This is a genomic window from Sphingomonas pollutisoli (genome assembly GCF_029167165.1).
Classification (GTDB): Bacteria; Pseudomonadota; Alphaproteobacteria; order Sphingomonadales; family Sphingomonadaceae; genus Sphingomonas; species Sphingomonas pollutisoli.
Map to the genome: position 1 here is coordinate 32,844 of NZ_JARFNJ010000001.1, position 13,224 is coordinate 46,067.

Below are 13,224 nucleotides of genomic sequence, written 5' to 3' on the forward strand. Positions count from 1 at the left end.
GGCGTCAGTCGCCGAGCCAGCCGCGCAGCTCCGCCGGCGCGAACAGCACCTGCCACCCGCCCCGCACCTGCACGACGCCGCGCGCGCCGAGTTCGCCGAGCGCGGCTTCATCCGGGGCCGCCGCCGCACCGAGCAACAGCCGCCCGTCGATCGCCCGCGCGCGCCGCACGACATCCGCTCCGCCGAGCGCGACGACCAGCGCGGACGGCATCCGCGCCGGATCGACCGGGCGCTCGGAGGGGCGCGGGGGCGCCGCGACCGAGCCGGCGGAGCGCCCGGCGGCGGCGCGCATCTCCACCGCGATCTGGTCCGCCTGCGGGCCGAGCACGACTTGCAGCGCCTGTGGCGCGGGCCGCACGAAGCCCTTGGCGCCCAACCGGCGCAACGCCGCCTCATCGACCGCGCTCTGATCGTTCACGACCAGGCGGAGCCGCGTCGTGCAGGCGCCGATCTCGCGCAGATTGTCCGCGCCACCAACTGCGGCGAGGAAGGCGCCGCCCCGCTCGCTCGCGGCGACCGGCGCGAAATCCTCGGCGGCTTCGTCCTCACGCCCGGGGGTGCGAAGGTTGAACCGGACGATGGCGAAACGGAACGCGACGTAGTAGATCACCGCATAGGCCAGCCCGACCGGCAGCAGCAGCCACGGGCGCTGCGCCTTGGGGAAGTTCAGCACGAAATCGAACAGCCCCGCCGAGAAGCCGAAGCCGAGGTGCGCGCCGAGCATCGCCATCAGCGACATCGCCGCGCCAGTCAGCACCGCATGGAGCACGAACAGGCCCGGCGCGAGGAACATGAAGCTGAACTCGACCGGCTCGGTCACGCCGGTGAGGAACGAAGTGGCCGCGAGGCTCAGCAACATGCCGCCGGTGGCCTTGCGGCGTTCGGGCCGGGCGGTGTGGTACATGGCGAGGCACGCGGCCGGCAGACCGAACATCATCACCGGGAAGAACCCGCTCATGAACGCGCCCGCGCCCGGATCTCCGGCGAAGAAGCGGCGCAGATCCCCGGTGACGCCGTGATAATCCCCCAGTACGAACTAGGCGATGTTGTTGAGGATGTGGTGCAGCCCCGTCACCAGCAGCAGGCGGTTGAGCAGCCCATAGACGAACAGGCCGATGTCGCCGCTGGCCAGCGCCACCGTGCTGGCCGTGTTGACCGCGTGATCGAGCGCCGGGAAGCTCGCGCCGACGACACCGGCGAGCACGAGGCCGGCCAATCCACTGACGATCGGCACGAAGCGGCGACCACCGAAGAACGCCAGATATTCGGGCAGGCGGATCGCCGAGAAGCGATTGTAACCAAGCCCGCCGACGATCCCCGAGAGAATGCCGAGCGGCACCGCGACCCGGTCGATCTGCGCGCTGCGCCATCCGGCCATGACGGCGGCGCGCGACGCGTCGGGCACGCCCGCGAGCACGCCGGGTGGCACCGCCAGCAAGGCCTTGGCGCCTTCGGTGGCGATGAGGAAGCAGACCACGCCGGCGAGCGGCGCCGCCCCGTTGCCGTCGCGCGCGAAGCCGGTAGCGACACCGATCGCGAACAGCAGGCCGAGATTGGCGAACATCGCGTTGCCGGCCGCGCTGACGAAATCGAGGCCGAGCATATCGGCCTGCCCAAGCCGCAGCAGCAACGCCGCCACCGGCAGCACCGCGATCGGCAGCATCAGCGCGCGGCCGAGGCTTTGCAGATGTTGCAAGGTCGATTTCACAGCCCCAACTCCCCAAGCAGCGCGGACGCGCGTGAGCGGACCTCGGCGGCGGTCGAGACGTGCAAGACCGCCGCCGCGAGCGCGCGGCAGCGATCGAGCGAGACGCCGCGCACCAGCGCCTTCACCTCGGCGACCGCCGCCGGCGCGGCGGACAGCTTGGTGACGCCGAGCCCGATCAGGATCGGCACGGCCAGGCGATCCGAGGCGAGACCGCCGCACACGCCGACCGGCTTGCCATGCGTCGCGGCGCCGCGACAGCACAGGTCGATCATGCGCAGCACCGCCGGATCGAGCCCGTCCACGCTGCCGGCCACCGCCGGGTTGCCGCGATCCATCGCCAGCACATATTGGGTGAGGTCGTTGGTGCCGATCGACAGGAAATCGCACTCCGCCGCGAGTCCGTCCGCCATCACCGCCGCCGCCGGGGTTTCGACCATCACGCCGAGCGGCATGTCCGCGCCGAGGCCGAGCGCGGCGCTTTCCGCCTGCATCGCGGCACGCACCGCGCGCAGCTCCGCGACCGTGGCGATCATCGGTGCCATCACCCGGACGTCGCCCGCCTCGCTGGCGCGCAGCACCGCGCGCATCTGCGCGGCGAGGATGTCCGGATGGGCGAGCGCCACGCGGATGCCGCGCAGGCCGAGCGCGGGATTCTCCTCGGGCGCGATCGGCAGATAGGGCGCCGGCTTGTCGCCGCCGATGTCGAGCAGGCGGATCACCAGCGGGCGCCCCTCCAGCGCGCGGGCGATCGCGGCATAGTCCGCCGCCTGTTCGTCCTCGTCGGGCGCGACGGCACGATCGAGGAACAGGAATTCGGTGCGCAGCAACCCGCAGCCCTCGGCGCCACCGGCGACGGCTGGCGCGGCTTCCGCGCGCTTGCCGAGGTTCGCGGACACCTCGATGCGGGTGCCGTCCAGCGTGCGGCCCTCGAGCATGGCGGCGGTCCGCGCCGCCGCCTTGCGGGCGGCGCGGGCCGCCGCCTCGGCCTGCGCGTGTCGCCACCCGTCGGTGTCCGGATCGACCGTGAGCGTGCCCGCCGCCGTGTCGAGCACCAGCGGCGTGCCCGCCGCGATCGTGAGTACGCGCCGCCCGGCGGCGACCAGCGCCGGGATGCCGCGACTGGCGGCGATAATCGCGACGTGCGAGGTCGGGCCGCCGCGCGCGGTGACGATGCCGGCGACGCGCGCGGGATCGAGCGACGCGACCTGCGACGGCACGAGATCGTCGGCGAGCAGGATCGCGTCGGCGGGAAGCGCCACATCGGGCGGAGCCTGACCGGCGAGCCGCCATTGCAGTTGCACCTCGACGTCGATCAGATCGTCGGCGCGCGCGGCGATGTGCGGATCGGGCGCGGCGCGGAGCGCATCGGCCTGATCGCGCATGACGCTTCGCCAGGCGACGGCGGCGCTGTCGCCCGCGTCGATCCGGGCGTGGGTGCGCTCGATGAGGTCTTCGTCGTCGAGCAGCGCGCGATGCGCGGCGACGATGGCGCGCTGCTCGGGGCCGGCCGCGCCACGCTCGGCTTCGAGCGCGACGGCCAGCGCCGCGAGGGCGTCCGCGAAACGCGCACGCTCGGCCGCGATGCCTTCGCCGGTTCGGGCGAGGATCGGTTCGGGGCGGACGAGATGCGCGGCGATGCCGGTCGCGAAGCCGGGCGACGCGGCGACACCGGTCAGGATGCCCTCCGGCTGCGGCACCGGGGGCGCGGCGGCTACTGGGGCGGCCGGCGCCGGGCCGGCGAGCGGCTTGCTCTCGCCCATGCCCGTCGCGATCAGATCGACCAGCGCATCGACGGCGGCGCGCGCGTCCGCGCCCGAAGCGGCGATGGTGATCGTGTCGCCGTGGGCGATGGCGAGCGTCATCATCGCGCTGGGGCTGCGCAGCCGGGCCTCACGGTCACCCTCGATCGCGCGCACCTCGGCGTCGAAGCTCCGCGCGAGATCGGCGAGCTTCGCACAAGGCCGCGCGTGCAGCCCGTGCGCGAGCGGGACGCGCACCGTGCGGGTGGCGGATGGTGCGAAGTCGGCTCCGCCGCCGGCATTACCGATGGGTTGATCGGCGGCGAGCGCGAGCAGCGGATCGCCGCGACGAACCCGGCCCGGCGGGGCGCGCCACGTGATTGCGTGGTCGCCCTCGGTCACGACGATCGGCGTGACGAGGCTCTTCGCGCCCGCCGCGACCGTGGCGAGATCGACCGCGAGCAGCGGCGCGCCCACGTCGACGCGGTCGCCGGCCTGGACCAGCGGCGTGAAGCCGGCGCCGCCAAGGCGTACCGTATCGAGCCCGACGTGCATCAACACCACCGGCCCCGCGTCCAGCCGCAACGTCACCGCATGCCCAGCCTCGTGGACCGAGACGATCACCCCCGACGCAGGCGCGTGGAGCGTGTCACCGAGCGGGTCGATCGCAACGCCGTCGCCGAGCAGCCGGTCGGCGAACACCGCATCGGCCACGTCGGCGAGCGGGACGAGCCAGCCGTCGACCGGCGCGACGAGCGTCAGGCGTGTCATCGGCCGGTCAATTCCCCCTGGGCGTGCGCGTCAACCGGCTCGGCGGCGACCTTCACCCCGCCGATCCAGGTCTGGAGCGGTTGGAGATCGGCATCGAGCACGACGAAATCAGCGCGCTTGCCGGGCGCCAGCGTGCCGCGTTCACGGTCCAAGCCGAGGAACGCGGCGGGCGAAGCGCTCGCCATCCGGCTCACGAGCGGCAGGTCGGCGCCGGTCGCGGCACGCATCGTCCGAACCGCCTGCGCCATATCGAGATGCGCGCCGGCGAGCGTGCCGTCGTCGCCCTGGCACACCCCGTCACGCACCACCATCCGGCGGCCGTTGAGCAGGAACGAATCGTCGTCCGAGCCGACGCTCGGCATCGCATCGGTGACGAGCATCAGCCGGTCGGCGCCCTTGACGCGGAGCGCGACATCGAGCGCGGCGGGCGCGACATGCACACCGTCCGCGATCAGGCCGCACCAGATCCGGTCGTCGGTGAAGGCCGCGCCGACGACGCCGGGCGCGCGGTGCAGCAGCGGCGACATCGCATTGTAGAGATGGGTCACGCCGGTGATGCCGGCGGCGAACCCCGCCCGCGCCTGTTCATAGGTCGCGTCGGTATGCCCCGCGCTGAGGATGACGCCCGCCGCCACGAGACGCGACACGTCCTGCGCCGTCACGATCTCGGGCGCCAGCGTCATCATCACGACGCCGCGACGTGGCACGCACAGCGCCTCGATGACCTCGCGATCGAGCGCGCGGATCAGCGACGGATCGTGGATGCCCTTGCGCGCGCCGCTGATGAACGGCCCTTCGATATGGACGCCGACGATCCCCGGCACCCCCGCCAGGATCGCCGCGTCGACCGCGTCGAGCGCGGCGCCGATCGCCGCGTGCGTGTCGCTGATGAGCGTCGGCAACAAAGCGGTCGTACCGAAGCGCGCGTGCGCGGCAGCGATCGTCGCCAATCCGTCGACGGTCAGCGCGTTGTTGAACAGCACCCCGCCGCCGCCATTGACCTGCGTGTCGATGAAGCCGGGCAGCAGCCAGCCGCCGGCGAGGTCAATCTCGATGTCGCCCGCGCCGGCGGGCTCGACCGCGCGCAGACGCCCGTCCGCCAGGACGAAAGTGGCGTCGGACAGGATTGCGTCGCCGACCAGAATGTGGCCGCCGTGGATCGTGATCGTGCTCATCGCGTCCGCGTCACCTTGGCGAGATAGGGCGGCTGATCGGGATCATGGCCGCGCGCCAGCGCGAGCGCGTTGACCATGCGGTAGAAGCTGGCGATCATCACGATCGGCGCGAGTTCCGGTGATACCGCGAGCGCGGGCAGCCGTTCGATTCCCACGTGCGATGTCTCCGCGTTGCTGGCGAGCCAGACCCGCGCGTCGCGTTCGGCGAACGTGTCGGCGAGCGCGCGAACATCCTCGCCGGCGATGCCGCCGGTATCGAAGGCGATCACCGGAAAGCCCGCGCGCACGATCGCCATCGGACCGTGGCGAACCTCGGCGGCGCTGAACGCCTCGCCGTGGAGCCCGCAGGTTTCCTTGAGCTTGAGCGCCGCTTCCTGCGCGATCGCGAGGCCGTAGCCACGGCTGACCAGGAACAGATTGGTCGCGTCCTGCAACCCGCGCGTCACCGATGACCAATCGAGCGCGAAGGCGATATCGACCAGCGCCGGCAGGGCGGCGAGATCCGCACGCAGCGCCTCGTCGTCGCGCCACGCGGCGACGATCGCGGCGATGCCGGCGAGCGAGGCGATATAGGATTTGGTCGCCGCGACCGATTTCTCCGGGCCGGCGCACAATGGCAGCACGACGTCCGCCGCGTCGGCCAACGGTGAGCCCTCGTCATTGACGAGCGCGACGACCAGCGCACCCGACGCGCGTTGCCGCGCCACCGTCGCGAGCAGATCCGGGCTGCGGCCCGATTGCGAGATGGCGATGCAGAGCGTGGAGACGCCTGCGCCCGCCCGCGCGGGCCGCGCATCATAGAGCGACACCGTCGAGAAGGCCGCCGAGGCGGTGGGCGTGCCGAGCAGCGTTTCGACCATGTATTTCGCATAGGTCGCCGCATGATCGGACGATCCTCGCGCGCAGGTGACGACGATCGCGGGGGCGAGCTTGCGCAGCCGCGCGCCAAGCGTGGCGAGCGTGGCTTGGTTGCGATCCAGAAAACGCGCGATCGTGGCGCCGGCTTCGCCCGCCTCCGCATACATCAGCGTCGCGGCGACTGTCGCGTCGGAGGCGTGGTCCGCCATCTGAAAGCTCACTGAGTACCTCCGCCTGACAGGAACGGCGCCGCGCGTCCAAGGAGACGCCCCGCCCCTCGGGACGGCAGCCGGCATGCGGGGCATTATGCATGGTTCGGATGTCATGACAATGGTATCTTATGTGTATTTTTAGCGTTCGGCTTCGGGTGGACACGCCATTCCATTTTCGGACGTTGCGGGACGGCGTCGAACGAGTCCCAGCCGAACGACGGGCCGTCGATCGTAACTTTACGTCGCTGACGTTCACATAGTTGATACTTTCTGTGCGATTCGGTGACATATTCCCCTGCCCCCAGTACCGATCTGCCGTAGCCCAGCCCCGGCCGGGATATGTTCCGCACCCGGCCATCGCCTTGATAGGGCGATTGTTTTCCTCGTGGTTGCGATACCAATTCGCGTTTTCGCTTTTAAATGTTATGTTTTTGTCTTTGTTTCCGCTTGACAGGCGGCAGACTTCTCCGTGACACTCGCATTACAGCCGCAGGATTCCGGTGGGGCGAAAACGGGCGGAAGGTCCGGGCGCCGCACGTAACCGACGATAACGCAGAGGGGGTTTGACGATGTACGGTATGCGAGCAGGCAAGCGGGCAATCGGTGCGAGGGAATGGCTGTTGGCGACGAGTTGCGTCGCCGCGATCGCCGCGATCACGCCCGCCGACGCGCAGACGGTGCCGGCCGGCGGCGCGGTAGCGGCGGACGTCACAGCGCCGGCGGGCGTGGGCGCGCAGAGCGACGAGACGGTCGGCCCCGACATCACCGTCACCGGCTTTCGCGAGAGCCTCCGGTCGGCCGCCGACGCCAAGCGCCGCGACATCCGCATCTCCGACGGCATCTCCGCCGAGGATATCGGCAAGTTCCCCGCGCAGAACATCACCGAGGCGATCCAGCGGATCGCCGGCGTGCAGATGTCGAACATCAACGGGCGTGGCTCGACGATCAGCATCCGCGGCCTGGGCGCGCAATATGCGCGCACCACGATCAACGGGCAGACCTTCGCCAGCGCCGACTTCAAGGACGGCTTCCGCTACGACATCATCCAGACCGATCTCGCCAGCGCGATCCAGGTCATCAAGTCGCCGACCGCCGACATGGACACCGGCGGCCTTTCCGGCACGGTCAACATCGATACGGTCAAGCCGCTGGGCTACAAGGGCCCGCACTTCATCCTCGGCGTGAAAGGCTATGATTCGGAGTATCGCGGCGGGGTGACGCCGAAGGTCAGCGGCGCCTATGTCAACCAGTTCGCGGGCGGTACGCTCGGCGTGATGGTCAACGTCGGCTTCCAGAAGCTGCGCGACCGCGGCGATTATCTGTTCATCAAGAACTGGTATGATCCCGGCGTGCTGCTGCCCGACGCCTATGTTCCCGGCAACCTGCGCTTCCGCCGCATCGACCGCGATACCGAGCAGTTGATGGCGAGCGGCGCGATCCAGTGGCAGCCGACCTCGAACTTCGAAGTGCTGTTGCAGGGCGAATATTCGAAGGACCACACCACCTACGACACGCGCCAGTTGGTGTTCGGCCGCTGGGCGACATCGGCGGTGACGGTCAACCACGTCGCGAACCGTGTCGCGGACAAGATCTCGATCAGCGACTTCAACGTCGACAACAACGACCAGCCCGAACTGCGCAACCTCGCGAGCCAGGCCTATACCGGCACGATCAACTGGGAACCGGCCGAAGGCTGGAAGATCCACGGCGTCGGCCATTATACGCAGGGCGACGCGCATCTCTATGAATGGGCGTCGATCGACGAGGTCCATTTCGCCGGCGGCGGCACGCTCGACATTTCCGATCCGAGCAACGTCAAGTTCAACACGCAGAGCGTGACCAGCGGTGCGCCCTACACGACCGCCAACCGCACCTGGTTCGCGTTCCTCGACGGCGCCACGCACATCCAGTCCGCCAAGGATACCGCCGGGCAGCTCGACGTGACGCGCGACATCGGCTGGCATGGCGTGAAGGCGCTGGTGTTCGGCGCGAAATATCACCACGAGAGCTTCCAGACCGACGCCTATCGCCATGACCGCGACGGCGACGTGAGCGACCGCGTCACCTACCCCGAATATGCCTATATCCCGGATCTGGCGACCACGGGCGTGCCGGTCACCAATTTCCTCGGCAATGCGATGGGCGTCCCCGGCACGTTCCTGTCGGTGAACGCGCCATTGTGGCAATCGGTACTCGCGCAGCACGGCATCACCGTGCCCGACACACGCGACTGGCCGAACACCTACCGCGTCGACCGCTACATCCCCTCGGTGTACGGCATGCTCAACATCGACGGCGACATCGGCGGCAAGCGGCTGCGCGGCAACATCGGCGTGCGGTATGAACACACGCATCAGAACGTCACGACCAGCATCACCAACGGCACCGACAGCAGCGCGACGCTGATCGGGCAGGAGCATGTCGTCCAGGACTACGGCAACGTCCTGCCGAGCGCCTCGTTCGCGCTCGACCTCACCCCCAAGCTGGTCGCGCGGCTCGCGCTCGCCAAGGTGCTGGTGCGCCCGCTGCTCAACAGCCAGACGCAAATGGCGGACACGATCAGCACCTCGACCAGCAGTTCACGCCCCAGCGTTTCGGTGGCGCAGGGCGAATCGCGGCTGAAGCCGCTGACCGCCAACCAGGCCGACATCAGCCTCGAATATTATTACGGCGCGGGCAATTCGATCAGCCTCGCCGGCTTCTACAAGGCGGTGAAGAACGGCACCTTCACCCAATTCTACTGCCCGACCTCATACAACGGCGTCGCGCTCAACGGACAGACCACCAACTGCCAGTCGGCCGACCTGCGCACCGACTACAGCTTCAGCCGCGTGCTGAACGACAGCAGCACGATCCACATCAAGGGCGTGGAATTTTCCGCATCGCAGAACTTCGATCCGTTCCTGCCGCTCAAAGGGTTCGGCGCGACCGGCAACATCACCTATGTCGACGCCGATAGCCCGGCGGCGGGCACCGGCTTCCACCTGCGCGACCTTTCCAAGCTGACCTGGAACCTGACGCCCTATTGGGAAAACGAGATGTTCAGCGTGCGCTTCTCGGTCAACCACCGCAGTTCGTACCAGCAGGACGCGGCCGACAGCTTCTTCGTCAACGGCGGCGAAATCCATACGGTGCGCGCGCGCACGCAGATGGACCTCGCGCTGGGCTTCACGCCGACGAAGTTCCTGAGCTTCACCGGTGGCATCATCAACCTCAACAACACGCACGAAGACGCCTATCAGACCAACGAGGACACGTTCCAGTTGGCCAGCCGCACGGGCCGGACCTTCTATCTGTCCGCAACCGCCCGGTTCTGATCCGAACGTCCAGCCAAGAAGAGCGATCGCCCCAGCCGTGAAGAGGCCGTTTCCACCCTGTATCTATGGTCTCTTGCTGCTGGCGGCGGCCGGTGCCGCCCAGGCGCAACCCCGCGATACCTTTCCGGCGCGGGAATCGCTTGGGCGGCTCGGCATCCCCGCCGGTCGGATCACTCTGGCGATCCGGCCGGCGGCAACGCCCTATTACCGGGTGCGGGTGGCGGCGGGCCGGATGACGGTCGAAGGATCGTCCGCCGTCGCGCTGGTACACGGCGCCGCGCAATATCTGCAGAGGCACGGCCGCCTGTCGGTCAGTTGGGAAGGGCGCCGCGTCGCGCCGCTCACCAATCTGCCGGCGGGCGATACCGGACCGGTCGCCTCTGCCTTCACGCTGCGCACATATCTCAACACCTGCACCTTCGGCTATACGACGCCGTGGTGGACGTGGCGGCGATGGTCCGACGAGATCGACTGGATGGCCGCGCGCGGCATCGATACGCCGCTGGCGATGGAGGGGCAGGACTACGTCTGGCGCGCGCTGTGGCGCGATCAGGGGCTGGACGACGCCACCATCGCCGCGGGCCTGTCCGCCGCACCGTTTCTGCCGTGGCAGCGGATGGGCAACATCGCCGGGTATCGCGCGCCGCTGCCGGCGGGGTGGATCGAGAAGAAACACCGGTTGCAGCTTCGCATCCTCGCCCGGATGCGCGACCTGGGCATGAAGCCGATCCTGCCGGCGTTCTCCGGCTATGTGCCCAAGGCGTTCGCGGAGCGGCACCCCGAGGCCCGCATCTACCGGATGCGCGCGTGGGAGGGGTTCGCGCCGACCTATTGGCTCGACCCGTCCGACCCGTTGTTCGCCACGCTGGCGAAGCGGTTCACGCAGCTCTACACGCAGACCTATGGCGCGGGGGACTATTACCTCGCCGATGCCTTCAACGAGATGGTGCCGCCGATCGCTGAGGACGGCAGCGATGCGAGCGCCGCCAAATATGGGGACAGCATCGCCAATTCCGCCGCGACCCGCGCCGCCGCCCTGCCCGCCCCGGTGCGCGACGCGCGGCTGGCGGCATATGGCGAGAAGCTGTTCCAGTCGGTCACCGCCGCCGCCCCCGGTGCCACATGGGTGATGCAGGGCTGGCTGTTCGGCGCCGACAAGACGTTCTGGACGCCCGAGGCGATCCGCGCGTTCCTGAGCCGCGTTCCCGACGCACGGATGCTGGTGCTCGACATCGGCAATGATCGCTATCCCGGCATCTGGCGGACAAGCGGCGCGTTCGACGGCAAGAACTGGGTCTATGGCTATGTCCACAATTATGGCGGCAGCAACCCCGTCTATGGCGATCTCGGTTTCTACCGCGACGATCTGGCGGCGCTGGCGACGAGCCCGGTGCGCGGAAAGCTGACCGGCTTCGGGCTGTTCCCGGAGGGACTGCACAGCAATTCGGTCGTCTATACCTACGCTTATGATCTCGCCTGGGGCGAGGATGCGCGGCGCCCCGTCGCGGAGTGGATCGCGGACTATGCTCGCGCGCGCTATGGAAGCGCGTCGCCCGGACTGATCGCGGCGTGGAGCAAGGTGATCGCGGGCGCATATTCCACACGCTACTGGACGCCGCGCTGGTGGCAGAACAAGGCGGGTGCGTATCTGTTCTTCAAACGCCCGACGCTGGCCGGCGCGGACTATCCCGCCGCGCCCGGCGATCCGGCGGCGTTGCGCGACGGGATCGCCGGCCTGCTGGCCAGCCGCCCACGCCAGCCCGCTCCCCTGTTCACCTACGATCTCGTCGATTTCGCGCGCCATTACGCCAGCCTCAAGCTCGACGCGCGGCTGCGCGGCGCCGTCGCCGCCTATGCGGCGGGCGATGTGACCCGCGGTGACGCCGCCGCCGCCGCCGCCGCGCGGCTGGCGCGGGAGATCGACGCGCTGATCGGCAACCAGCAGGAAACGCTCGGCAGTTGGATCGCGGACGCGCGCGCTTATGGCGACACGCGCGCCGAGAAGGATGCGTTCGAGGAACAGGCCAAGGCGATCGTCACCGTCTGGGGTGGCGAGGGCAATCTCTCGGATTACGCCTCGCGCGCATGGCAGGGGCTGTACGCCGGATACTACCTGCCACGCTGGCAGATCTTCCTCGCCGCGCAACGCAAGGCCGCGCTCGCGCATCAGCCGTTCGACGAGGCGGCGGCTACAGCGGCGGTCAAGGCGTGGGAGCAAGGCTGGCTCAGGGACGGCCGCGTGTGGCCACGGCGCCGCCCGGCGGCACCGCTCGCGGGCCTCGGCCGGTTGCTCGCCGACGCGGACCAGCCATGACCGACACGCTCGCTCCGTCCAATCCGCGCCGCTTCACCGCGCTCGATGTGTTTCGCGGCCTCACCATCTTCCTGATGATCCTGGTCAACACCGCCGGGCCGGGGGCGCCGGCCTATCCGACGCTGGTCCACGCCAAATGGTTCGGCTTCACGATGGCCGACGCGATCTTCCCGAGCTTCCTGTTCGCAATGGGCAATGCGATGAGCTTCGCGAGCCGGCGGCGCATCGAGACCGCACCGTATCTGGCGCGGCTGTTGAAGCGCGGCGCGATCATCTTCGCGCTCGGGTTCCTGATGTACTGGTTCCCGTTCGTCGCGCGCGGCGAGGCCGGCTGGGCACCGATCCCGTTCGCGCTGACCCGCGTGCCCGGCGTGCTGCAGCGGCTCGCCTTATGCTATGTCGCCGCCGGCCTGCTGGTGCGCTGGCTCGGCGTGCGCCAGATTTTGATCGCGAGCGCGCTGCTGCTGCTCGGCTATTGGGCGATGCTCGTGTTCCTGTCGCCGCCGGGCATGGCCTATGACAAGTTCGGCACGATCGGTACGCGGCTGGACCTGTGGCTGTTCGGGCCGGGGCACCTCTACAAGAAAGACGGCGGCTTCGATCCCGAGGGGCTGCTCGGCACGCTGCCGGCGATCGTCAACGTGCTGGCCGGCTATCTCGCCGGGCTGGCGGTGCAGCGCGGCGGCGATCTGGCGCGGACGACACGCACGATGGCGGTGATCGGTGTGGCGCTGATCGTCGCGGGACTGGCATGGTCGCCGTGGTTCCCGCTCGCCAAGAAGCTGTGGACCGGCTCCTACGTGCTGCTCACCATCGGCATCGATTGCGTCGCGCTGGCCGCGATCATCGCTCTGGTCGAGATCATCGGCGTGCGGCGGGGTACGCGCTTCTTCATCATCCTCGGCCGCAACCCGCTCGCCATCTATCTGTTTTCGGAACTGTTCGTGACGGCGATCAACATGATCGACACGGGGCCGGACGGCGGCCTGTACGGCTGGATCGGCATCGAACTGTTCCAGCGGATCGCGCCTGGCGCTTTCGGATCGTTGCTGTGCGCCCTTGCCTATACCATGCTGTGCTGGTCGGTAGGATGGTGGATGGACCGCAAGGGCCTGATACTGAAGGCATGA

6 protein-coding genes and 1 pseudogene are annotated in these 13,224 nt (G+C 69.1%); 3 read left to right on the forward strand and 4 right to left on the reverse strand.

What is annotated here, in order from left to right:
* Window positions 1-4 precede the first annotated feature (4 nt).
* From nagE to PX554_RS00150, 4 genes and pseudogenes are all read right to left on the reverse strand, one after another.
* Window positions 5-1,708, reverse strand: a pseudogene (nagE, locus tag PX554_RS00135) (N-acetylglucosamine-specific PTS transporter subunit IIBC).
* Window positions 1,705-4,218: a phosphoenolpyruvate--protein phosphotransferase gene (gene ptsP / locus PX554_RS00140; RefSeq protein ID WP_275497904.1), complete on the reverse strand. Its 2,514-nt coding sequence runs from the start codon at window positions 4,216-4,218 to the stop codon at window positions 1,705-1,707. The pseudogene nagE and the gene ptsP overlap by 4 nt, the downstream one beginning before the upstream one ends.
* Window positions 4,215-5,393 (reverse strand): N-acetylglucosamine-6-phosphate deacetylase, encoded by a 1,179-nt coding sequence (nagA, locus tag PX554_RS00145; RefSeq protein WP_275497906.1) that lies wholly within the window; start codon window positions 5,391-5,393, stop codon window positions 4,215-4,217. The genes ptsP and nagA overlap by 4 nt, the downstream gene beginning before the upstream one ends.
* Window positions 5,390-6,460, reverse strand: coding sequence for an SIS domain-containing protein (locus PX554_RS00150; RefSeq protein WP_275498932.1), 1,071 nt, complete (start codon window positions 6,458-6,460; stop codon window positions 5,390-5,392). Before PX554_RS00150 ends, nagA begins: the two co-directional genes overlap by 4 nt.
* A 623-nt stretch (window positions 6,461-7,083) precedes the next feature.
* On the opposite strand from PX554_RS00150, the gene PX554_RS00155 reads away from it, so the two are divergent.
* From PX554_RS00155 to PX554_RS00165, 3 genes are read left to right on the forward strand one after another with little or no spacing between them, the layout of a single operon-like run.
* Complete coding sequence (locus PX554_RS00155) at window positions 7,084-9,780, forward strand: TonB-dependent receptor (RefSeq protein WP_275497908.1); 2,697 nt, start codon at window positions 7,084-7,086, stop codon at window positions 9,778-9,780.
* A gap of 37 nt (window positions 9,781-9,817) precedes the next feature.
* Complete coding sequence (locus tag PX554_RS00160; protein ID WP_275497911.1) at window positions 9,818-12,094, forward strand: alpha-N-acetylglucosaminidase; 2,277 nt, start codon at window positions 9,818-9,820, stop codon at window positions 12,092-12,094.
* Window positions 12,091-13,224, forward strand: a complete 1,134-nt coding sequence (locus PX554_RS00165; RefSeq protein WP_275497913.1) for an acyltransferase family protein — start codon at window positions 12,091-12,093, stop codon at window positions 13,222-13,224. The genes PX554_RS00160 and PX554_RS00165 overlap by 4 nt, the downstream gene beginning before the upstream one ends.

Excerpts from the sequence above, each read along its gene's own strand:
- nagA (WP_275497906.1), bottom strand. The coding sequence starts at position 5,393 with ATGAGCACGATCACGATCCACGGCGGCCACATTCTGGTCGGCGACGCA.
- ptsP (WP_275497904.1), bottom strand. The coding sequence starts at position 4,218 with ATGACACGCCTGACGCTCGTCGCGCCGGTCGACGGCTGGCTCGTCCCG.
- PX554_RS00150 (WP_275498932.1), bottom strand. The coding sequence starts at position 6,460 with ATGGCGGACCACGCCTCCGACGCGACAGTCGCCGCGACGCTGATGTAT.
- PX554_RS00165 (WP_275497913.1), top strand. The coding sequence starts at position 12,091 with ATGACCGACACGCTCGCTCCGTCCAATCCGCGCCGCTTCACCGCGCTC.